The 21,781-nt window shown below is 48.5% G+C and carries 27 protein-coding genes, 1 tRNA gene and 2 pseudogenes; 15 read left to right on the forward strand and 15 right to left on the reverse strand.

The genetic code is table 11. The annotated features are described in order from the left end of the window. Positions 1-42: 42 nt before the first annotated feature. From BUB73_RS11025 to BUB73_RS11070, 9 genes are all read left to right on the forward strand, one after another. On the forward strand, positions 43-807 hold the full coding sequence (locus tag BUB73_RS11025) for a prohibitin family protein (protein ID WP_073285811.1): 765 nt from the start codon (positions 43-45) through the stop codon (positions 805-807). Between the two features lie 22 nt (positions 808-829). Beyond that, on the forward strand, positions 830-1,282 hold the full coding sequence (locus tag BUB73_RS11030) for a hypothetical protein (RefSeq protein WP_073285814.1): 453 nt from the start codon (positions 830-832) through the stop codon (positions 1,280-1,282). Between the two features lie 21 nt (positions 1,283-1,303). Beyond that, a complete protein-coding gene (locus tag BUB73_RS11035; protein WP_073285817.1) occupies positions 1,304-1,513 on the forward strand; it encodes a hypothetical protein in 210 nt (69 codons plus the stop codon). A gap of 260 nt (positions 1,514-1,773) precedes the next feature. Further along, on the forward strand, positions 1,774-2,040 hold the full coding sequence (locus tag BUB73_RS11045) for a hypothetical protein (RefSeq protein ID WP_073285823.1): 267 nt from the start codon (positions 1,774-1,776) through the stop codon (positions 2,038-2,040). After that, positions 2,037-2,255: a hypothetical protein gene (locus tag BUB73_RS11050; protein WP_073285826.1), complete on the forward strand. Its 219-nt coding sequence runs from the start codon at positions 2,037-2,039 to the stop codon at positions 2,253-2,255. Before BUB73_RS11045 ends, BUB73_RS11050 begins: the two co-directional genes overlap by 4 nt. Before the next feature lie 29 nt (positions 2,256-2,284). Further along, positions 2,285-2,827, forward strand: a complete 543-nt coding sequence (locus BUB73_RS11055) for a hypothetical protein (protein WP_073285829.1) — start codon at positions 2,285-2,287, stop codon at positions 2,825-2,827. Beyond that, positions 2,817-3,134 carry a hypothetical protein gene (locus BUB73_RS11060; RefSeq protein ID WP_073285832.1) on the forward strand — a complete coding sequence of 106 codons (318 nt, stop codon included), beginning with the start codon at positions 2,817-2,819 and terminating at the stop codon, positions 3,132-3,134. Before BUB73_RS11055 ends, BUB73_RS11060 begins: the two co-directional genes overlap by 11 nt. A 127-nt stretch (positions 3,135-3,261) precedes the next feature. Beyond that, on the forward strand, positions 3,262-3,444 hold the full coding sequence (locus BUB73_RS11065; protein ID WP_073285835.1) for a type II toxin-antitoxin system HicA family toxin: 183 nt from the start codon (positions 3,262-3,264) through the stop codon (positions 3,442-3,444). A 46-nt stretch (positions 3,445-3,490) separates the two neighbouring features. Further along, the gene (locus BUB73_RS11070) at positions 3,491-3,904 is read left to right on the forward strand and encodes a type II toxin-antitoxin system HicB family antitoxin (RefSeq protein ID WP_073285838.1); all 414 of its coding nucleotides are present in this window, start codon (positions 3,491-3,493) and stop codon (positions 3,902-3,904) included. A 271-nt stretch (positions 3,905-4,175) separates the two neighbouring features. Here the strand turns inward: BUB73_RS11070 and BUB73_RS11075 are convergent. Next, positions 4,176-4,248, reverse strand: a tRNA-Glu gene (locus BUB73_RS11075). Between the two features lie 82 nt (positions 4,249-4,330). Beyond that, complete coding sequence (locus BUB73_RS11080; protein ID WP_073285841.1) at positions 4,331-6,259, reverse strand: peptidylprolyl isomerase; 1,929 nt, start codon at positions 6,257-6,259, stop codon at positions 4,331-4,333. A gap of 148 nt (positions 6,260-6,407) precedes the next feature. Here BUB73_RS11080 and nadB point away from each other — a divergent pair, with 148 nt between their 5' ends. The 3 genes from nadB (at position 6,408) to BUB73_RS11095 (ending at position 9,886) form a co-directional block, all read left to right on the forward strand. Beyond that, on the forward strand, positions 6,408-7,991 hold the full coding sequence (gene nadB / locus BUB73_RS11085) for an L-aspartate oxidase (RefSeq protein ID WP_073236396.1): 1,584 nt from the start codon (positions 6,408-6,410) through the stop codon (positions 7,989-7,991). A 138-nt stretch (positions 7,992-8,129) separates the two neighbouring features. Next, positions 8,130-9,194 carry a serine/threonine protein kinase gene (locus BUB73_RS11090; RefSeq protein ID WP_073285844.1) on the forward strand — a complete coding sequence of 355 codons (1,065 nt, stop codon included), beginning with the start codon at positions 8,130-8,132 and terminating at the stop codon, positions 9,192-9,194. Between the two features lie 23 nt (positions 9,195-9,217). Further along, a complete protein-coding gene (locus BUB73_RS11095) occupies positions 9,218-9,886 on the forward strand; it encodes a CvpA family protein (protein WP_073285847.1) in 669 nt (222 codons plus the stop codon). Positions 9,887-9,913: 27 nt separating this feature from the next. Here BUB73_RS11095 and BUB73_RS11100 read toward each other — a convergent pair whose 3' ends face one another. Continuing rightward, on the reverse strand, positions 9,914-11,164 hold the full coding sequence (locus tag BUB73_RS11100) for an amidohydrolase (RefSeq protein ID WP_073236403.1): 1,251 nt from the start codon (positions 11,162-11,164) through the stop codon (positions 9,914-9,916). A 123-nt stretch (positions 11,165-11,287) separates the two neighbouring features. Between BUB73_RS11100 and BUB73_RS11105 the strand changes: the two genes are divergently transcribed. Then, positions 11,288-12,283 carry a GGDEF domain-containing protein gene (locus BUB73_RS11105; protein WP_073161292.1) on the forward strand — a complete coding sequence of 332 codons (996 nt, stop codon included), beginning with the start codon at positions 11,288-11,290 and terminating at the stop codon, positions 12,281-12,283. A gap of 9 nt (positions 12,284-12,292) precedes the next feature. Here BUB73_RS11105 and BUB73_RS11110 read toward each other — a convergent pair whose 3' ends face one another. The 8 genes from BUB73_RS11110 to BUB73_RS11140 all read right to left on the reverse strand — a co-directional run bounded on the left by BUB73_RS11110 (position 12,293) and on the right by BUB73_RS11140 (position 19,586). After that, positions 12,293-13,510 carry a vWA domain-containing protein gene (locus tag BUB73_RS11110; RefSeq protein ID WP_073236406.1) on the reverse strand — a complete coding sequence of 406 codons (1,218 nt, stop codon included), beginning with the start codon at positions 13,508-13,510 and terminating at the stop codon, positions 12,293-12,295. 8 nt (positions 13,511-13,518) lie between these two features. Continuing rightward, positions 13,519-14,817 (reverse strand): hypothetical protein, encoded by a 1,299-nt coding sequence (locus BUB73_RS11115; protein WP_073236410.1) that lies wholly within the window; start codon positions 14,815-14,817, stop codon positions 13,519-13,521. A 126-nt stretch (positions 14,818-14,943) separates the two neighbouring features. Continuing rightward, a complete protein-coding gene (locus tag BUB73_RS11120; RefSeq protein WP_112132867.1) occupies positions 14,944-16,818 on the reverse strand; it encodes a S8 family serine peptidase in 1,875 nt (624 codons plus the stop codon). 304 nt (positions 16,819-17,122) lie between these two features. Beyond that, positions 17,123-17,323 carry a DUF3791 domain-containing protein gene (locus BUB73_RS16680; RefSeq protein ID WP_083539754.1) on the reverse strand — a complete coding sequence of 67 codons (201 nt, stop codon included), beginning with the start codon at positions 17,321-17,323 and terminating at the stop codon, positions 17,123-17,125. Positions 17,324-17,326: 3 nt separating this feature from the next. Further along, positions 17,327-17,815, reverse strand: coding sequence for a DUF3990 domain-containing protein (locus BUB73_RS11125; protein ID WP_083539755.1), 489 nt, complete (start codon positions 17,813-17,815; stop codon positions 17,327-17,329). Then, positions 17,812-18,048 carry a DUF3791 domain-containing protein gene (locus tag BUB73_RS11130; protein ID WP_073285850.1) on the reverse strand — a complete coding sequence of 79 codons (237 nt, stop codon included), beginning with the start codon at positions 18,046-18,048 and terminating at the stop codon, positions 17,812-17,814. Before BUB73_RS11130 ends, BUB73_RS11125 begins: the two co-directional genes overlap by 4 nt. Before the next feature lie 313 nt (positions 18,049-18,361). Continuing rightward, positions 18,362-19,231 (reverse strand): RhuM family protein, encoded by an 870-nt coding sequence (gene rhuM, locus BUB73_RS11135; RefSeq protein WP_073285853.1) that lies wholly within the window; start codon positions 19,229-19,231, stop codon positions 18,362-18,364. Positions 19,232-19,382: 151 nt separating this feature from the next. Next, positions 19,383-19,586 carry a hypothetical protein gene (locus BUB73_RS11140; RefSeq protein ID WP_073285856.1) on the reverse strand — a complete coding sequence of 68 codons (204 nt, stop codon included), beginning with the start codon at positions 19,584-19,586 and terminating at the stop codon, positions 19,383-19,385. 255 nt (positions 19,587-19,841) lie between these two features. Between BUB73_RS11140 and BUB73_RS16980 the strand changes: the two genes are divergently transcribed. Both BUB73_RS16980 and BUB73_RS18020 read left to right on the forward strand, forming a co-directional pair. Continuing rightward, the gene (locus BUB73_RS16980) at positions 19,842-19,991 is read left to right on the forward strand and encodes a DUF1016 N-terminal domain-containing protein (RefSeq protein ID WP_112132866.1); all 150 of its coding nucleotides are present in this window, start codon (positions 19,842-19,844) and stop codon (positions 19,989-19,991) included. 34 nt (positions 19,992-20,025) lie between these two features. Further along, positions 20,026-20,248: pseudogene (locus BUB73_RS18020) on the forward strand (PDDEXK nuclease domain-containing protein); the annotation flags it as partial. Here BUB73_RS18020 and BUB73_RS17330 read toward each other — a convergent pair. From BUB73_RS17330 to BUB73_RS11165, 4 genes and pseudogenes are all read right to left on the reverse strand, one after another. Continuing rightward, complete coding sequence (locus BUB73_RS17330) at positions 20,234-20,488, reverse strand: hypothetical protein (protein WP_170932303.1); 255 nt, start codon at positions 20,486-20,488, stop codon at positions 20,234-20,236. The pseudogene BUB73_RS18020 and the gene BUB73_RS17330 sit on opposite strands and share 15 nt — an antisense overlap. Further along, on the reverse strand, positions 20,485-21,039 hold the full coding sequence (locus tag BUB73_RS11155) for a GNAT family N-acetyltransferase (protein WP_073161278.1): 555 nt from the start codon (positions 21,037-21,039) through the stop codon (positions 20,485-20,487). Before BUB73_RS11155 ends, BUB73_RS17330 begins: the two co-directional genes overlap by 4 nt. Then, a complete protein-coding gene (locus tag BUB73_RS11160) occupies positions 21,021-21,239 on the reverse strand; it encodes a hypothetical protein (RefSeq protein ID WP_073161277.1) in 219 nt (72 codons plus the stop codon). Before BUB73_RS11160 ends, BUB73_RS11155 begins: the two co-directional genes overlap by 19 nt. Positions 21,240-21,460: 221 nt before the next feature. Further along, positions 21,461-21,703 (reverse strand): annotated as a pseudogene (locus tag BUB73_RS11165) (GDP-mannose 4,6-dehydratase); the annotation flags it as partial. Between the last annotated feature and the right edge of the window lie 78 nt (positions 21,704-21,781).

Consider the following 21,781-nt stretch of genomic DNA (forward strand, 5'->3'; position numbering starts at 1 on the left):
ATCATTGACAAAGAAACTCAAAAATAACATAGGAGACATAAAATGAAAAAGACAATCTTCGCAATCATCATCGCACTCGCATTCGTTGGATGTGCTCAGATCGACCAGACCGAACGCGGAATCATCCTTGAATTCGGAAAGGTGGACGAGGTCGTTGAACCCGGCCTTACCATCTACAACTTTATCACAAAGCAGGTCTTGAAGATTTCCGTCAAGACCGAACTGCAGGAAACTCGAATTGAATCCGGGTCAAAGGACCTGCAGACCGTCAATGTAACAGTTGCCGTAAATTACAGAATTGACCCGTCAAAGGTTGACCAGGTTTACACGCAGTACGGCATGAACGGTGTAGAGATTGCCCTGCAGCCAAAAATCAAGGAGACGATCACAGGCGTAACTCCACAGTACACCGCGGAGGAGATGCTGCAGAAACGCGAGGAAATCCGTCAGCGCATGGAAACCACGTTGAAGTCTAAACTAGACTCCGCAAATACACACGTCATCGTAGAAGGCCTCGCCATCACGGACTTTGCTTTCGGAAAAGCCTTCAAGGAAGCTGTAGAAGCCAAGCAAGTCGCTGAGCAGGATGCCCTGAAGGAAAAGAACATCAAGCTGAAGGTTGAATACCAGAACGAGCAGAAGGTGGCGAAAGCAAAGGCAGACTCCGCAGTGATCGCTCTGCAGATGCAGGCACTCAAGCAGCAGAACGGAAAGGAATACCTGATGCTCAAGTACATCGAAAAGTGGGACGGAAAGCTTCCCCAGGTATCCAACGGTAACGCACTTGTCCTGCCTAAAATTGAATAATAAAAATTATAGGAAATAAAAAATGGGAATAACGATAAAAAGTAAAAACTTCTCGCTGGATTGCGGATATTTCGGTTTCAAGCGATTAAGGGATTTCGTCGCATCCAAACGCCCGCACGAAAACTTCAGAAAGTGCGTCGAAGAATTTAATGAAAACATTCTTTCCTTCATGAGACCCGCCGGATGGATGGAATCCTTCAACAAGAAAATTAACGACCTTGAATTTTTGGCAAACAAGGGTAGCACAAAGGAAGAAATTGAAACTCTAGACTGGTTTGGAAATTTCGAATGGGCGAGCGATTGCGATGCAGAAATGAAATACGAAACAGCAAAGGCCATCTGGGAGTACATAAAAGATGTATCTGAAGATTTTGTCTTTGGCTATTCAGCAAGACCTGACGCAGCCACTTTCCAGCAGTTCAAATCGTTGATTGATGACTGCGTAAAAAATAAAACCGGATTTAAATGGTGCTAAGCATGAAGGAAGTGTACGACCATGAAAATCAAGTTTGAAGACATTCCATTCGCAGCACAATTAAAACTCCGCAATCAAGCAGTTGACATTTGCGATAGCGAAACACCAACAATGTGTTACTGCGGCCGGTTGGCAACAGGTTTTCACACCCAACAATGTAGAAAGTTCGAATCCAAGGTTCGCAAACAGATCGAAAAACTTTACAACGAATCCTTGAAGGAAAGAAAGTAGCATGAAAATAGTCAAAATATGCCGACATTGCGGAAAAACTGTCGAACACAACGATTCAGTAAAATGCCAAAATTGCGGAATGTACCCCGCTGAAGCTATTGAAGCCAAAACAGCGACTGCCATGCCAGCAGAATACGCTATGGATTGCGCTATTTGCGAAAACTCATTTCCCGTCTTTTCACCAAAAGCTTTACCGATTTGCCCAAGCTGCAAAAAATCATTGCGACTGCTAATCGGCAGTCTCAAACAGGAGGAAGCCCATGGCAAACAAATCCCGCTCTAAATGGATCAAGCGGGCTACCGTCAAGGACCGTGAGGACCCTTACCTGCCCTCGGGCTGGTACTGGGTCGCCTACTGGGATGGATCCGTGGAACTGATGTTCTGGGACTACGAAGGCGAATGGTACACCATCGATGGCGAAGCCGACGAAGAAGCCACCTTAAGCAACCTTGTCCGAACAGAAACGATCTACGCAATCAAGCGAGTAGTCATGGAGAAGCACCCATTAACAGAGGACAGAAAATGACCGCAGAAGAATTTGATGCTTTAAGCTTTCACAAAGGGATGGTCGTTCAATTCCTTGAACCAAAGACGGTCAATGTAAAGATTCCATCCAAGATTCTCGAAGCACCAATAAATTACGTTGATTTCAACACGATCGACGGCGGAGGAGGCATTCGTTACAAGGACTCCTCAGGATGCGTCTTCATTCACTACTCAAGAATCGTAAGTATCAAGTAATTGAACATCAAGACAAAGGACAACAGACAATGCAATGGAAAATAATTGAATTAAGATGGTATGACGAATGGCTCATTAGCAACGGTAAAAGCCGATTTGCAGAAGACTTTGAAACGAAAATCGTCACTACAGAACAGCTAGTTAATTACGGATTCTCTCATGACGAACTTTTAGCCTATGCCAAAAGTTGCAAACCTGTAGAAACCGAAAAGAAACAACGTCAAGAAAAGACAGAAGAAAAAGATGAACCGTATAGGACGCCCAATCCACTTGAACGCTACAAAATAAATCAATTGGCAAGGTACAACTTAAAAGTTCATATACTGAAAGATCTTTTGTTTGACATGACGGTTTGCGACATTGAAGGCTGGGATAAGACTGAATTTTTAGACCAACTTAAAGAACTTCTAAATTCGTTCGATTACAGAAGCAAACAGCCATTACAATGCCTTATAGACGAAACGAGACCTAGTTGCGACCATGATGTAGTCCGGCTAGGCGACATAGCAACATTCTATCGTGGAAGCGGAATAACGAAAGACCAGTTGATAAGGAGGGAGGATGAAGATTGATTTTGCCCAAGGATACGAAAAATGGCTGGATAATGTCGCAAAAGCACAAACGAAAATAAAGGATATCAAGGCAAAAAAATCGGCTTCCAAATGGCAACGCTACTACAAGGCCCACAAAGAAGAACTGAATGCCAAGAAGCAGGATTACCACAAGAAGAATCATGGCGCTTATAAAAGGAGCCTCAACAAGTGGTATGAAAACTTGAAAAAAAATCCTCAAAAATATGCTGAGTATATCGCCAAAATTAGCGAAAACAGGAGAAGACGAAAGAACACTATACTTTCATCCACTACTCAAGAATCGTAAGCATCAAGTAATCTACAATGCAGGACAAAATCCTGCATTTTTTTTGATTTGTTTTAAACAAAATGCTTGACAAAATAAATAAAATTATGTATATTTGTAATATCAAAGAACAATTAACGGAGGTTAAATGAATGCAAAAGAGCTAATCAAGAAACTTGAACAGGCGGGATTCACCTTTGATAGAGCAAACGGTTCACACCGAATCTACAAAAAGGAAGGATCCAAGCCGATAACGGTTCCTTATCACGGAAACAAAGACTTGAAAATAGGAACCGCAAACAAGATTCTAAAAGACGCGGGACTCAAATAGGGCTCCCGCCCTTTCTTGGGCACTCATTTAACTAGGATAAAAAAAAATGGAATACATTGCAAAAATAAATCACGAAGAAGACGGATTTACCGTAGAGTTTCCAGACATCCCGGGATGCAATACATGCGGAGACTCTCTTGAAGAAGCATTGACTATGGCAAAAGACGCCTTAGACTTAATTCTCGAAGTGAAACTGGAAGACAAGGACCCGCTCCCCCAATCCACGCTCACAGAGGACCAGAAGAACGGTTTCTACGCCATCCAGGTCAACGGCAGGCTGGCACTCGCCTACACCATCTTTGAAGCCCGTAGGGGCAAGCCTGCAGCCTCCATCTGTAAGAAGATGGGCATCGCGCCCCAGCAATATAAACTCGAGGATCCTTCAACCGGCGTCACCTTTGCCACCCTTGAAAAATTCGCCAAGGCCATCGGCAAAAAACTTGAAATCAAGTTCGTTTAATGCTATATTGAATGCAGGCCCGCGTGGCTGACATCAACAGGTACAAACCGGTTCGACCGGCCTGGATAACGTGATGGAAAACGCTCGATGAAATTCGAGCGTTTTTTGTTTGCGTCACGATTCGCAAGCGCTAGACCATTTTCGTGAAGTCACGAAAATGATAAATTTCAAACTTCCGTCACGATTTCGTCACGATTTAAAAAATTATCACATAAAGAAAAAGCCCCAAGCCCTTTATTTACAAGGCTTGGAGCGTAATTGGTTAGTTTTATAGTGCCAGAGGGACTCGAACCCTCGTTGCCGGCGTGAGAGGCCAGTGTCCTAGACCACTAGACGATGGCACCGAAAAATGTTTCTACTTAAGCCTTCGCAAAAGCGGTGCTAAATGTAGTAAACATTTTTGAACTTGTCATCAAAGACCGGATATTAGTCTCTGTAGTACAGGTCCAGGTTGTTCTTGACCGGAGTTGCAGCTTCCAGGTTGTTCACGAATTCGTTGAACAGGCTTGCAGCACCGTAGCTAGAAGCGTTCTGGACGTCGGACTTAACAGCGGACTTCAGAGCTTCTTCTTCAGGAGTCTTCTTGGAGGTGACCTTCAGCATCACGGCACCAATATCGGTTGCCATTGCAGCGGTCCATTCACCTTCCTTGGCATTCTTGACAGCCTTGGCGAAGTTCACGTTGCCGTAGCCGAAACCCGGAACGTAACCGTCAACAGAAGCGCTCTTGGTTTCTACGCGGACCTTTTCGATCTTGGTGGTAGAATCGTCGGCGTTGAAGGCCTTGACCTTGTCGGCAACAGAGTTCAGGTAAGCTTCAGCAGCGGAAGCAGCCTTGTTGCGGAGGAGAGTTGCCTTGATGTCGTTGAAGAACAGGTCGAGGCTACGTTCGCCAGCCTTGAGGTCGGCAGTCTTGATAGCGACAGCAACCCACTTGTTGTTCTTCATGACCGGAGAAACCTTGCTGGATTCTTCGGGCAGGATTTCGTTGGGCCATGCGTAGGCAGCCAGACCCTTCAGGTAACCGACACCGTCGATGTTGTCGCCACGAGAAATCCAGTTGGACTTCTGAACCATCAGGTTCTGATCCTTGGCAGCTTCTTCGAAGGACTTGCCTGCATCAACGCTAGCCTTAACCTGAGCAAGAACGTTTTCGAGGCTGTCGATAGTTTCAGAAGAAGCGTTCACGACCAGCAGGATGTGACCGACCTTGACCAGGTCAGCACCGGTAGAGTCCTTGGACTTGCCGTAAGACTTAATAATATGGTAGCCGAAGCGGGTCTTCACCGGTTCAGAGATAGCGCCGGAATCCAGGGCGAAAGCCTTGTCTTCGAATTCCTTGACATAGACACCACGACCAACGTAATCGTCGCTCAGGATGCCGCCCTTTTCTGCAGTACCCGGATCTTCGGAAGAAATGCGAGCCATGTCTTCGAAGGTGGTGGTAGAAGAGGAGTCGGTGAGCTGGTAGTAGAGAGTCATTGCATATTCGCGGATGCGTGCATCGTCACCGGCGGTAGCTTCGACCGGCAGGTAAGCATACTGGAACTGAGCCATGTCCTTCATCACGAAGAAGCTGTCCTTATGTGCATTGAAGTAACCGGCAACCATGACGCTGTCGACAGTGTTTTCGTCAACGGCAAAGTCAGAAGCAGAGGCGACTGCCACCTGCAGTTCGTAGTCAGTCATACGGCGACCGACGGTCCAGTTAGCTTCGAGAGAAGTAGCGTGGAAGGAAGCACCGACCAGAGCCTGCAGTTGGCGAACGGGGATGGTGTTGGTCTTCAGGTCTTCTTCGTACTGAAGCATGACACCCCACTTGAAGGCTTCGGGAGTCTTGAGCCAGGCGTCGTATTCATCCTTGTTGAAGGTAGAATCGGTGAGGAACTTGGGCAGACTTGCGATGTAGGCCTGAGAGCGCTGCATCAAGTCTTCCTGGGAGGTAGCCTGCTGCTGGATAGCATAGAGGCGACGCTGAGCTTCCTGCACCAGACGGCCGCGGACTGCATCCGGATTGCGGGTGAATTCAGATTCCAGTTCGGCGACCGAGGCCTGCAGTTCGGCCTTTTCGAATTCGCCATTCAGGAGAATCTGGCGAACGAAAGAGCGGAAGACTTCGGAACGGAGCTGGTTGTACTGTTCGTCTTCGAGGTGCTGACCCTGATACTGGTTCTGCACGATCATCTTGATACGGGCGTCGAATTCAGCATAGGTGATCTTGCTGTCGTTGACTTCACCAACCGGGTAGCTCTTGCCCTGGTTCGGTACACGGTCCATGGCCAGAAGGCCAACAGCGATACCTGCGGCAAAGATTACAATAATCCACTTGGCTTTTTCATTAATCCACGTTAACATAGAGTAGACTCCATTAAAATTTTGTCGGCGCAAAATGTAGTAAAAAAATCCATTTGGTTTTATTTTGTTGTCATATAATGCCGAAATACGGCTTTTTTTCTATCTATTACACATCCAAAAGTCAATAGATTCTGAACGGAGTTTGAACATGTACGATATTTTGGTCCTCGGTGCCGGCATTTCCGGATTAAGCGCAGCCCTTCATGCTGCAGAAAAAGGTCTCTCTGTAGTCATCCTCACCAAGGGAGCTAAACCGGACGGTTCATCAAACTACGCTCAGGGCGGTATCGCTACCGTTACCAAGAAGACAGACAAGTTCAAGTTCCATATTGACGATACCCTGGAAGCAGGCGCCGGCCTCTGCAAGAAGGAACCGGTAAACATCCTGACCAAGAGTGGCCCAGCCACCATCCAGCAGCTTGTAAAATGGGGCGTCCAGTTTACCCCCAATCCGGTGAACCGAGAAGAGTTCGACCTCCATCTGGAAGGCGGCCACAGCCATCACCGCATCCTCCACGCCGCAGACCTTACCGGAAAGGAAATCATGCGCGCCCTCCTCTGCGAACTTCACAAGCAGAAGAACATCGATTACCTTGAAAACTGCTACATCAAGGACCTGATCTGCCAGGGCGAAGGCAAGGAAAAGCGCTGCATCGGCGCAAAGATCATTCACCAGAAGACAGGCGAAGTCGAAAACATCTACGCCAAGTCCACAGTCCTTTCTACCGGTGGCGCCGGACGTATCTGGCAGTACACCGTATGCCCGCCCGACAGCTGCGGCGACGGCATGGCCATTGCAGCCCGTGCAGGTGCAGCACTGCAGGACATCGAATTCATGCAGTTCCACCCCACCAGTCTTTACGCCCCCAGCCTCAAGAAGCCCTTCCTCATTTCCGAAGCGGTCCGCGGCTTTGGCGGCATCCTCAAGAACGACAAGGGCGAAGAATTCATGAACCAGGTGCATCCGCTCCACTCCCTGGCACCCCGCGATATCGTGGCCCGCGCCATCCACAGCGAAATGCAGCGTCTGGGCAAGCCCCACATGTACATCGACCTGACCGGCCACACCCCCAAGGACATCCGCAGCCACTTCCCCAACATCTATGCCAAGTGCATGGAAGTGGGCGTCGACATGACCAAGGAATGGATCCCCGTCGTTCCCGCAGCACACTACATGTGCGGCGGTGTTCTGGTAGACACCTGGTCCCGTACAGAAATCAAAGGTCTCTATGCATGCGGCGAAGTCGCAGCAACAGGCGTTCACGGAGCAAACCGCCTGGCCTCCAACTCCCTCCTCGAAAGCGTCGTCTACGCCGTTCGCGCCATCGACAACATCGTGGAAAGCGGCCTCCTCAATGAAAAGATCTCCACACCTCGTTCCAACAAGAAGGAAAAGGTTTCTTACACCAAGTCCGCTTTCTGGCGCAAGCGCAAGAAGATCCTTCAGGACATGATGTGGACCCACTGCGGTATCGTACGTACCGTGGCCGGCCTGAACCAGGGCCTCAAGGTCATCGAAGGTCTAGAAAAGGAAGTGGACGCCGCAATCAAGAACAAGGAAACCGAAAACTTCTACTTCCTTGAATTCCTGAACGCCCTCCAGGTCTCCAAGATGATCCTGATCGCAGCTCTGCGCCGTAAGGAATCCCGCGGTCTCCATTACATTCTGGATTACCCCAATCCGAATCCCAAGACCAAGCACCAGAGCATTTACCTAAACGACAAGGAGTAAGGGGTTTGAGGGATGAGATATGAGATTTGGGTATAAGCGGGATTAGTCCGTCTAACTAGAAAATATGACGTATTAATCCTGCAAAAAAATCATAATTCACTCTTCACTGTTCACTATTCACTGTTTTCGGGATTTTAATTGGCAGCAGGCAAGAACGACAAACCTTCTAAGATTGGCGGTTATAGACCGGTACAGGAACTGGGTGCCGGCGCCATGGGCAAACTGTGGCTTTGCCACGACCCTTCCCTAGACCGCATGGTGGTGGTCAAGCAGATGCAAACCACCCAGGAAGACAACCCCGATGCCCTCAAGCGCTTCATGCAAGAGGGTAACATCCTAGCCCACCTGAACCACCCCGCCATTACCAGACCCTACGGCCTCTGGAAAGAAAGCGACGGCAAGCTATCGCTTTCGATGGAATTCGTTCACGGCTACACCCTGCGCAACATCCTGGACAAGTGCAAGCAGCCTCCCCTGTGGGTCGTTATGCTGGTGCTCTACGAAGTGCTGAGCGCCCTGGGCCACGCCCACCGCCAGAACGTAGTCCACCGCGACATCAAGCCCGCCAACATCATGATCGATAACGACGGTCGTGTGCGTCTGCTGGACTTCGGCATCGCCTATACCGACAACAAGCTGGACTTCAACCGATTCTTCAAGGACGAAGAGGAACGCAGCCGCATCACCCAGACCGGCGCGATTCTCGGTACAGTCACCTACATGAGCCCCGAGCAGACTCTTGGCGAAGACGCCTCCCCCGCTTCCGACCTGTTCGCCGTCGGCATCGTGGCCATCGAGATGCTCACCGGCCAGAATATATTCCGCGGGGCGAACTTCAGCGAGACCATCCAGCGCATCCAGAAACTGCGAATCACCCCCAAGGTATTCCCCAAGGAAGTCCCCATGGCCCTTCGCAAGTTCGTGCTGAAGCTGGTAGCCAAGAAGCCCAAGAACCGCCCCCTCACCGCAGCCGATGCCGCCGACCAGCTGGCCGCCATCATGAAGAACTACCCCCGCGACCTCACTCCCTATATGAGCGTCTGGTGTTCCGCCCTCAAGGAATCCAACGGTCCCCTGTCGGGATCCGATTATTCGACCCCGGCACTCTACAAGGATAGCCGCAAGAAAATGTTCCTGCTTGGACTATCAATTGGAGTAGTCATCAGCACCGCTGTGACCGTCCTCATCCATACCGCCCTGTAAAAAATTTTATTTTTGGCCTGAATATGAATACTATCGATATAGTCAGTCTCGTGTTGATGACCATCCTGATGCTCATTGGCCTCTGGCACGGACTCCTGCGTGGTATTTTCAGACTCCTGGCCTGGATTGCCGCCATTACCGACGCCTACTTCATCAACAAGTTCTTTTCCGATACCGTAGCAGGATTCGGCTTTAGCGATTTTTCCGCTTCGATTATCTGTATTTGCATAGGATTCCTGGTTCCCTTCCTCGCCCTGCTCTTTACTGGCCACATGGTCAACCATTACGTATCCGACACAGTCGTTGGAAAGGTGGACCGCATCCTTGGAGCCTTCTTTGGACTGGTGAAGGGCGCCCTGGTCATGTTCGTCATACTGACAATCCTCCATGTAATGCCCTTCGGGGGCTTTGTGCAGGAGACCCGCGACAATTCCGTTTCTTATGCCGCCTACAAGACCGTACTTGCGACTATGGGATACTCAACGGAGCCTGTAGACCTTGTAGGTGCCGCCGAACGAAAGGCCTCTGAAATCACAGAGAAGATGGCCAACAAGGCCTCCGAAAAAGTAGAAGAGGTGGCCAAGGAAACCGTAGAAAAGGCAACCGACGCCGCCAAGGAAGCAGCCAGGGAAGCCGCCGCCAAGGCCGTAAAGGAAGCCTCCGAAAAAATAGCCCCCACTTCAGAAAAGTAGGAGCCAGATCAAAAACCAGAAACGGTTTTACTGAGCAAGTCGCCGGGCTGTCAGCTCGGCTTCTTTCATTATATCCTCTTCGCCATCCACATGACGGTCCCTCATTACGAACTGGCCGTTACATATAACGTGCTTGATTGCGCTATTGTCTGCGGAATACACCCAGTTGCTAACCAGATTGTGGTTGGGGGTTAGACGTTCATTCCTGAGGTCCACCAAAAGGGCGTCAGCCAAAAGACCTTCAACAATGGCTCCGGCCGGAACGCCATAGGCAATGGCCACATTGGAAGAAGCCATTTTCAGAGCATCGGCGGCAGGCAACTTTTCGGCGCTGCTAGAAACCTTGGTCAAGAGAGAAGTCAGCTTCATCTCTTCGTGCATATCCAGGTTGTTGTTGGAGGAAGCACCGTCGGTCCCGACGCCTACCAGCATGCCGCTTTCCAGCATCTTGTGGATCTTGGGGATGCCACTACATAACTTCAAATTGGAACAGGGATTGACAATGGCCGCAGAACAGGATTCCGCCATGAGCGTCATGTCGTTTCCGCTGAGGTGGACGCAATGGGCCGCCACGAAATTTCCGCCAAGGGCGCCGAACTTGTCCATCAGTTCTACCGGCGTGCAGCCGTACTTCTTTTTGCAGTCCTTGACTTCGGTAGCAGTTTCGGCCAGATGGGTATGAAGAATATACTCCTCCTTGCGGGCCACTTCCACACAACGTTTGAAGGTCTTGTCGCTAACGGTATAGATGGCGTGGGGCATTACCGCCAGAGAAACACGGTCAGACTCCATGCGGTGTTCCTGCAGGAACTTGAAGCTGGCCTCGGTCAGTTCGGGCGTCTGGAGCGCATCGGCCACCGTCACGCCAATGGCCGCGCGAATCCCCATTTCCTTGACCGCCTTGATGGTCTCTTCGCGGTGCCAGTACATGTCGGCAAAGAACACCGTACCCGACTTGATCATCTCGAGAATGGCCAGGCGGGATCCCACCCGGATATCCTTGGGAGTAAGCTTCGCCTCGAAGGGCCAGATGTGCTGAGTCAGCCACTGCTGCAGGGGCATATCGTCGGCATAACCGCGAAGGAGGGTCATGGCCGCATGGGTATGGCCGTTATAGAACGGCGGGAGGATCGCCAGGCCGGAGCAGTCCACGATTTCGGCATTGTTGTAATCGGCTGCGGTCAGCGGGCGTTCCACCTTGGCGAACTTCTTGCCCGAAATAAGGATGTCCCTGACGGAGCCGTTAAAATAGACGGACTTCAATACCATTTTACCCATAAATGCCTCATTTTCGCGAAAAAAAGAACTTTTTTGTTCACAGAATATAGCTCTTTTTCGCCTTTTGCAACAAATTTTTAAGAAGAATCTCAACTTTCACTTAATTTATTGTATAATTAAGGTATGGCTATAAATGATCTAGAAACACTTCCTATTTCCCGTTCCGAATTTCAGCGTCTTGACATCTTCAAGAACGTCACCTTTGAAAGTTTGGCAGGATATTTGTTGAGCTGCCATACAGTAAATGTGGAACCGGGAACCCTTCTTATCGACCCTGAACACCCCAAGCGCCGCTTGCTGGTGTTGTTAGACGGAATGATGGAAGTCAAGATGGAAGTCGAAGGCGGCAACTTCAAGGATGTCATCGAACCGGGCCACTGTGCCGGTGAAATGTCCATCTTCGACAGCGTAAAGCCCAGCGCCTACGTATTCGCCAAGGACCCCTGCCGCATTCTGGTGATCGAACCCGAAGTCGCCCTGGCCATGATCAACGCCTCTCACGACTTGTGCCTGAACTTTTTGCATATGCTGAGCCAGCGCCTGCGCAACAACAACCGCGTGGTGTGCGAAGAAGAATACCACATCCGCTGCATCGAAGAAAACGCAAAGGTGGACTCCCTTACGGGCCTCCACAACCGCCGTTGGCTCGAAGAAATGTACACCCGCGAAATCAACCGCAGCAACGCCGGCAATTTCCGCCTGTCTGCCGTCATGATGGACATCGACCATTTCAAGCGGGTAAACGACACTTACGGCCATCTGGCCGGTGACCAGGTCCTGATCGCCGTGGCCGGAGCCATTACCGACAGCCTGCGCCCCTCCGACATGCCCGTACGCTACGGCGGCGAAGAATTCAGCGTGTTCCTGCCGGGAACCTCCACCGAAAACGCCCGCATAATCGCAGAACGCCTGCGCAAGGCCGTCGAAAAGCTGCGCATTCCCCTGCCCGACGGCCAGGTGATTCCCGTAACCATCAGCCTGGGCTTTACGGAACGCCAGGATGGCGACACAGTCCGCTCCATTATCGAACGTGCCGACCAGGCCCTTTATAACGCCAAGCAGAACGGCCGCAACAGAGCCTGCCTGAACCTTGGCGAAGGCGGCATGCTGCTGCTCTAGCCTCTACAACTAACGATCCATTTTTATGACGGTGCCAGGTTTATTATCTGTATCACCGTCTTTTGTTATGACCCAGACAACATCCATTCCCTTGGCCAGGTCAGGGTCTACCTTTTCGGCAACACCATCAGTCAGAATGACCACCTGCGAAAAGTGCCTCTCCTGGGCATGCTCGAAAATAGGTGTAAAGCTAGTCCCACCGCGCCCCTTGAACTCAATCTGGGCAATAGAGCGGCGGTTGAACAGTACCGTTTCATCGGGATCCTGAACCGCGATGTCAAAACTCCAGAGGTATACGCCGGTATAGTTGGCAATACGCTCGATTTCCACAATGAATCGCGACAAGTCCTGGGTGCCCACGCTGCCCGAGGTATCGGCATACACCGCCACCGGTTCGACGCACTTCGTGGTATACCCCAGAAAGGGTTTGCCGTAATGTTTATTCCAGCGCCTGCGGGACTGTTCCTTCTGGTAACTCAGGAAGGGCCCCAGCTTGAGCCTCAGAATATCACCCCAGTTCAAGGGCTGCTCCTGGGCCTTCATCACCATCTCGATACCAGTGCCATCGAGATGCCCCCAGCCGTGGTTTCGCCCGATGTTCTCCACCACGTTGCGCACATAGTCGTCGATATAGGCATCTTCCTCAAAACCTTCCCCATGCCGGTTGTCCAAGCGCCACCTTGTGATTTCGCCCAGGGGGCAATTCTCGTCGATTTCGCCATCCCCACCCACAAACTGGACGGTAACATCGGGGAAATCCTGATCTAGCAGAGTCAAGTACTGCTCGAAACTCAGGCAGTTCTTATAGCCAAACATCATGGGCAAAAGGCTCATGACATCGCCCTTTCTGCAGTTGCCCACATCCTCCTTGAAACGGGGAATCTTGATACCCGTCTCTTCATAAATCAGGCTGTTAATGGCCAGATCCATGGCCACGTTCTCTTTGTAGGCACGGCGACGGTCACTGGAACTGCGGTGGGTGCAGTGGTGCAGCAGCACATGCATCATCTCGTGGATCAAGACATAGGTGCGCTCCCCCTCTTCCAGCGAAACAAAGAACTGGGGATTGTACCGAAGGCTTATGCGGCCATTCTTGACGCACACCCCCATGGTTTCTACAGAATCCGTAGCCACCGTATTCATACCCACCAGCAAGTTGAAGCTGAACGGGCTGTACACAAGGAGACGGCATATGGTCCCCTGAAAACTCTTTTCAAAATCCGTCACGACACCCCCTAAGCCGCAATAATGATATCGTCTCGATCCAGGTCAGACACCGAAATATTGTTCATCTTGGTAAAGTTCAAGACCCAGGCGTCATAGGCAGAAGCTCCGCCGTTCTTGCCCTCCTTATTCATCAGGGCGGCGTTGTAAATCTTGTAGCGCTTGGGAGTCTTGCGCCAGGCCAGGAACTGGTCCTTCTTCTCCTTCATCCAGCCCTTTACAAAGGCTACAATGGCCTCGTTGGGGCAGCATTCCAGGAACGCCAGGATGTTTTTCTCGTGCTTTTCGTTAAGTCTGGTAGACTTTACCAGTTCCAGCAAGGAATGGCAGGTCGGAACAGCCAACTTGATGTTATTCTTGAAGGCCTCCCTGACAACCTTAACCATGACCTTGTCCATGGACTGCAGGATCTTCTTGACGTCAATCTCGTGAACGCGATCCACCTCGCAGAATTCCGCAAACTTCATGGCATAGCTGAAACCCACATAGGCCGACGCAATCTCCGTCAAGAAGTTGACGTTACCCGTGGTAATGTCATCGTTATTATTGCTGAAATTCATCAGACATTCCCCCAGGTGGGTCCAGTCGCGGGGCGAAGGCCCCTTCTTACCCTGAATGGCAAGCTCCTCGATGGTCTTGGTGGGGAGAACGATGAACTCCGGATACTTTCTCAAGAAATCGGGAACGGCCTCGTGAATCTGGCCGGCCTCCACGCGGCGGCTGAAATCCTCGAGGTACTCCTTGTCGGTGGGCGCGAAAGTGAAGTTCTTGATTCGGCTTTCCTGGGCCGGGTCGCGACGGGTGCCGTTATAAATCGTGGCGTTGTCGTTGTCGGCACAAACCACGTAAGTGTTCTCCTTGAGATCCACCCCGAACAGGCGGTGTTCCAGAAGCAGTTCCATAATACCGTCCTGGATAACCGCATTGCCGCGCTTACATTCGTCCAGGAACAGAATATAAATATCGTCGTATTGGGTCAGACGGCTGTAATGCATGCCGTTTTCTTCGTACAGCTGGGCCATCTTGTCGTCGTAGGCCTTGCAAGTGGGAATCCAGCTGGGCGGGCAGCTATAAGTTCGACCGCCGAATTCCTGGAAGTTACCGATCAGGTCGGCCGGATCCATAATAGACACGCAGCGGCTAATCACATGCACCCGATCCAGGGGCAAGCCGTGCTTCTTGGCGATAATCTTGCGGACAGTGTTGTGAACGTAGCTGGTCTTGCCGATACCATGGTTACCCATGAGCCCCAGAGTGTGAGACGGCAGAAGACCATTTTCAATGAAACGATTAATCGAATTGATATCCATATTTTTACACCTCACCTATATTATCGTTTGATCGCCTCAAATTGTATAATCAAAAAAAAAAATGACCCGCCATCTAATGGCAGGTCAAGTTTTTATTCGTCAGAACCTTACGAAACGGAACCGCATCTATTCCTTATACTCAAGGAAGTTGAAGCCAAGCTTAATCTTGTGATGACGGGGATGACCTTCACCATTGATATCTTCGTAAAGAAGAATCTTGACCTTGACGGTCTGTTCCTGGGTAGCCGTGTAGCTCAACAGTTCATAAGGAGTTGCGCCGTTATTGGAGGCACTGGCAAGAGTCTTGCCCGAGTTGTCAACCAGGAACAGGTCGAAGTCCTGGGGAACGCGGTTATACGTTGCAATATCGTCACCAGAAGAGAGCCAAGAAATGGCGGCACGATACTTATATCCCGGCTTTACAGTAAAGGGGATGAACAGTTCGTACTGATTCTTGCCGCTAACCTTTGTGAACATCCTATTGATATCGCCATACCAGTAGTTAGACTTATTGATGTAATGTTCATAACCAGGTTCGTTAATGTATTCAGAACCCATGAGAGCCGGATAGTAAGGAATGCCAACGGCACCGCTCTTGTTTTCATCGTTGATTTTCAGGATGCTGGAAGTCAGGAGTCGAGCCTTGGCCATTTCGGGATGGTAACGCATGAAAGGCTGTCTCCTAATGAGATTGGCCATCATGTTGGCGGTATAAGCCGTAGCACCCATAGTTCCATCCATAACCTCGTACTTGGTGTAGACGGAATCACCCTTGGAGTAGGTCTTGACATCGGTCTTGCGCTTGGACTTATCGAAGAAGCTAAAGTCCGTGTAGTTCGCAATTTCGGGCTTCTGGCCCCTTACGGTCTTGCCAGCGTTGGTGTACGGGGCGTTGGCCCAGGCCGAGAAGAAACCCATGGTATTCTTGGTATCTACAGAACCGACGGTGATTGCGTTGGCGGCATAAGCCTTGGCATTCATCAGGCCCTTTCTATTGTTCTTGTAGTTACCGGCACCCACGATTTCAAGCATGTGGTTTTCGTAGATGTAATTATCCAGCTCCCTGGTCTCTTCGGTATACTTATCGGTGGGAGTATCTTCGGCAGCATGAACACCCATGTAAATCTGGGGGTCACGGCTAGACGGATTTTCGGGATACGGGCTCTTTTCGCACTTGGAGTTGTGAATAAAAGTGTAAGCACCCTTATTCTGACCCGGCATAGCGTAATTCAGGAGAGTGGCGTTGTATTCGTCATTCGGGGTGGGTACATGAGCCTGGCAAGTGATATTATCCAAAACACTGCCTTCCAGCAAGAAGAACTTCGAGGGAGTCTGATCCTTCAACCAGGCCGGGTAAGCCTTGGTATCTACATAGATGCCGACATAATCGTCACTAAAGTTATAATAGTTGTATTTCAGATTCTCGTAAGGGAAGGCCTTTCCGCTCTGGCTGTACGGCACTTCATCGAAGTTCTTGAACTGCAAGTAAACATAGTCATTGTAGGAAGAAGAAATCCCCACAATCGTAAGCTTGTCGGAATTGGTCTTGGAGAAACTGACATCGTAGCCCGTAGCCGTCTTTGCACCATTAACCGTATAGGGGGTAGTGGAGAAATTGTATATGACGGGAGTTTGATCGTACTGGCTCCACCCGAAATAATACCTGGCGTTAGGAGTATGATAAAGGGAGTAGCAATTGGTATTGTAGTAGGTCTGGTACGTGATGAAATTCTTCGTAGGGAGACCATCAGATCCACGATCATGATTGTAAATACCTTCATCGAATTCGGCTCGGTACGCAGCCTTAACAGCTACAGATGCGGCCTGCAGGTTGTCGCCACCAAGGCCATTTTTCTTGATAGCCATGTGGTCAGCATCCTTATAGACCATGGGTGAATTCATCTTGCTAGCCTTACGGCCAAGAAGGTCATAATTAGTCGCTGCACCTGCAGTTACGCAGGCAAGCGCCGTCGTCATGACGCACAGTGTCTTTTTTTTCATCTTTTCCTCTTCATTTTCCCTACGCAACAGTTTTACGACCGTTAATACGATCGTTGGCGAAATATAAAATAGTTTGTCATAAATTTCGGTAAAATTTTGTACGAGCAAAAAATCTGCAATACAGATGCAGTTAATTTGTCATACATGTACAGCAAAATGCTTGTAAATCAATTTTAATACAGGAGCAAACGATAAAACAAAAGCTGATGGTTTTGAAACCACCAGCTGTAATTTCAACAACTGTTTGCAAAATGAAAAAGCTAAGACCCTGGGGCTATAGGTACTTGTTAAATATATAGAAATTTTATCCACGTAATTCAGCGATGATATCATTTACAATATACGTATCACTCATCAGCTCATACCCATATTTCGGGTCATGCATCATCTTACCAACTTCGCTGTTATAGAATAAAAGCAAGGCTTGCTTCGGAGAAATTTTCAGCTGATCGGCAAGTTGCATAATTACACGGCCCATCTTACGCCACAAGACATTTTCGTTCATACTCTACAACCTAATCGACTGTTTAAAGGTTAAGCAGCTGTCAACTAGAACCTGGTTCGCAATGCAAATCTGATGACGAAGCTCCGTATTCACGAGTTTGTCAAGAGCCTGTTCTACAGTTATAATGCCATCTACATACAAATCAACAGTCGTGATAACACTGTCGTTCGCAATACCACCCTCAATGGCATCGTATCCAAGCCAGGGTCTCATTCCCTTACGGCTAAAAGCAACAAAATCAAGCCATTCCTTGTTGTAATCTTCAAAAGAGAGTAGTTTATAAACAGCGTTGTTCAAGGAATTTCGATCAAACTCATAAATGTTAAGAAAAGCCTCGGAATTTTTCTTTCTTCCAGACTTAATTTTCGCCCATCGTTCAGCCTGTTCTCGGTGTTTCGTCAAATAGAAACCAGGGCCGAAATCAAGATCCGAGCGACCTATTCCCACAAGAGGTCTTTCAACAACAACCAAGGAGCCATGATATAAAATCACAAGTCATTCTCCCAGTTGACTAGGGTTTCGGCGATGTCGTCTGCCACATATTCCTTGCTTTGAGTATGCAGCATTTCATAGCCTTCCAAAAGGCGCTTTTCTATCAGATTCTGTTTTTCAAGACGGTTTACGAATTCAGTCGGTTCCACGCCAAGGACTTTCGCCCCACCTTCTATGGCAAGGACTACAAACTGAATAACGTCGCTTTCATGTGTTCTCGGCAATCCTTCCATAAAACCTCGTTCTTATCGTAAACAAAACTGGGCAAAACCCACCAGACAATTATAATAAAGTTCAAGCGATAACGTATGTTGTCTTTCGCAAATTTCTCTGAGGGGGTGGGCTTAAGCGGCGGATTCCACGAGCTCAACCGTCTCGGCGGCACCATCATCCGACTTGGCCCTGGCAAGAGCCCGCCAGGCCCTTCGGGCTTCCATCCCTAACGCAACCTCCTGTAAGCTAACATTGCGACGGGCTATCCCATTATAGAGTTTTTCTTGACCGTTTGTTCAAAATCAATATCGCTTAAAACGGAGAAATCGTAGTTCATACAATTACCTGTTCTCTAATTCCTGCAACCAGGCAATTTGTCAATAAAGTTTTTACCCTGCTCAAGTTTTTTTTGAAGTTTTTTTCTCGATCGTCTTGATAGAATCCAAGAAAGCCTTTTCTACAGACGAGAGCGTCTTTTGCTGGTATTTGCCCCATGGCTCGCAATTCCCTTTCATCCAGATAATTTTTGGCAATCAACGCCTCTTGAAGAGTCGGCTTATCCCCAGAAAAAGTCGTAAGTCCCATAAAAACCTTTTCGGCATCTGCGTGGCTATTGATGACCTCCGCCGCAGTCTGCCCGTGCACGGCAAAATGCATCTTGTTCTGCACCTTCTTGAAGAACAGAACCGATGTATCCGCCTTGGGGTCATAGTCAATACTCGTCGCGTAAATGTCGAGAACCTGTCGGTAGAACACCTTCTCGCTGGCACGGATGTCGCGAATCCGCGCCAGAAGTTCTTGCCAGTAGCTGCCTCCGCCAAGATTTTTCAGGCGTTCATCGTCCATCGTAAAGCCCTTGACAATATACTCCTTGAGGCGTTTCGTGGCCCACTGCCTGAACTGGGTGCCACGCAGGGACTTTACGCGGTAACCGACAGAAATAATGACGTCAAGGTTGTAAAAATTGGTCATTTTCGTCAAATTATGCGTAAATTCGGAATTTCCGAATTTTCTCATCACCTGCGATTCGACCAGTTCACCTTCCTGGAAAATGTTCTTTATATGCTCGTTTATGGTCGATTTAGACTTGCTAAACAGCACGGACATCTGGTCCTGCGTAAGCCAGGCCGTCTCGTCCTCGAAACGGACCTCCACATTGATGGACTCGTCATTGGTCCTGAAAATTACAATCTCTTCGTTCATACCGCCCTAAAAATCTGTACATTTGTTCACTATCAAATGTACACAAACGCAGGACGGTTGTCAATACCCCCGGCGCATTTTTTGAAAAATATTTCGCGGGGGCGCACCAGCGACCCCGCGGGCATCTTGCGCCCCGCATCCAGCAACAGCCCTACCTCAACGGATTCTTGTCGCTCTTGTACCACTTCATGAATTCGGCGATGCCGTCGTGAAGGCTCCAGTAGATCCAAGAGTACAATGTAGCTTTTGGCAGGTTCATTTCTTCGGCGATGGTCTTTACAGACGGGCATCCCGGCTTCTTTATGCGTTCAAGAAAGGAATCCCTGAGGGTTGTATCGGTAGTTTTTTTGGACATGAAAGTCCCCTTTCCGCCCCGAATTTAGGAGTTGAAAGCGGACATTTTGACCTGAGGAAGGGGGTCCGGACTGGCGGCTCCGCCGCTCCGGAATAATCACGCCTCCCCAGATAAGTCAGGAGGATTAAAATCACAACATTTACAAATTACACTTTCGTGATTAAAATTGAAGGGGATGCATTCTGCCTGATGTAGGAAAGAGTATCTCTAGGACATCTGTGAACAACAGATGTTTTTCTTTTTCAAGGAGATACTATGCCTAAACAGCAGCAGGGGAAAGTTCGTGCTGGATATGGCAAGCATGTGATTAAGATGGCGTCGGAGGCATTGACAGAAAAATTTGGAAACGGAATCTCTGTTGCATCGCTTAAAGGATTCCGCAAATTTTACCTTACTTTTATTTGACAGAATATTAGCGAAAAATTTTACAAATTGCTTGTTACAAAAATTCCTTATGGAAATGGGGAAAGGCTATGCTTTGGTAAGCCGCCAACAGCATATTCATACTGAAGATAATGACTACTACATCAATCTCGTGTTTTACAATTACTTGCTTAAATGCTTTGTGTTGGTTGATTTAAAGACTCGAAAAAATTTCGTACGAAGATGTTGGACAGATGGATATGTATCTAATGTTGTACGAGAGATTAAGAAAGGCTGATGGTTTGAAAACCACCAGCTGCAATCATTTCCGTAAACAGCCCCTCAATAAATTGTGATTTTTCCTCTATTGAGAGATCGTTTATAGATTTACCAACCTTTTCGGCATAGGCAACCAAAGCACGGTGATCGTATCGGCAAGGAGGAGCAACCTTGTAAGGGTCAACACCTCCGTTAACTTCTTCGAAAAAAAACTCGCCGAACAAGATCGGTGTTTCTCGTATTTCACGAACCACTTTCATTTAATGTCCATCAAATCAAAGTACATCAACCGGGTATGCGGATTACATTCATCTACGTGATTCAAGAAATCAAACCCATTCTTTTGGTAGAATGGAATCGCAGCCAAATACGCATCTACAGTAAGGAATCTACAGCCAGTCTTGTTATCCATTGAAAACAGAGACTTGATATAGTCCACAACCATCGATCCAACATGTTTTTTCCTTGCAGAAACATCAACCCCAAGGCGACATATTTTAACTGCAGGATAACATTTAAATCGTTTAGCTTGAGGAAAACCTTGATTTTTACGGAAACGATTAAACTCAGTCCTGCCCGGAAAATCTGTTATGGCAACCTTATCATTCGCCAAGCTACAAAATGCATAAACGTCACTAGCATCTTGCGGATTGACACACACATAACTTGTAGCTAGCAATGATTTAGCAAATGGAGCCGACTGATTTAAAATGAAGTCATTCAAATCAGCATCGCCACAATCAAATGCTTTAACAGTTTCCGAAGATTTAAGTTTTAGAAATTTAGGGACAATCACACCTGTCTGAAACAAGGATCAACACCTCCATTTGCTTCTTCGCGCGCGCGTTTTTCACGCATTCCCTCCTCATACGCTTTACACATGATTTCGTAATTCCGTAAGCGTCTAGCGCGAGCTTCTGGAGACTCGGTGCGTTTTTCCTGCATACGGGCTAAGAAACGGCGAGCATCCTCACCGAACAAGATCGGGGTTTCTCGTATTTCACGAGCCATAATTACCTCTTGTTTTGGTTCATCTAAATAACAGCCTTTAGGCAGGTTGGCGACCGACCGGTGGTCCCAAAAGCAAATCTAGAATCACTAACCCTGCCGCGTCAAGGGATACAAATTAGGGTTGATCATTTTGCAAACAACTGTTTGCACGATTTCATATTCTGTCAACACAACTAAAAAGTAAAAGCTGATGGTTCTTGACCACCAGCTTTACTCGTCTTCTACTTTTCATACCCGTTAGGGTTGTTCTTCTGCCAATTCCAGGCGTCGCGACACATCTCTTCGATACCATAGCGAGCTTTCCAACCTAGATCTTCTAATGCCTTAGCAGGATTGCAATAGCATGTAGCTATGTCTCCTGGTCGACGCGGCTTGATAGAATAAGGAACCTTTACGCCATTAACCTTTTCAAATGCGTGGACCACATCCAATACGGAATAGCCATGGCCCGTACCAAGATTATGAAAGGGAGATTTCAAGATTTTCCAAAAAAGGACATATATGGGATTTTCTACAGAAATTTTGGTCTCAACTAATAATAA

Origin of the sequence: Fibrobacter sp. UWH6 (assembly GCF_900142465.1) — a bacterium.
Taxonomy (GTDB): Bacteria; Fibrobacterota; Fibrobacteria; order Fibrobacterales; family Fibrobacteraceae; genus Fibrobacter.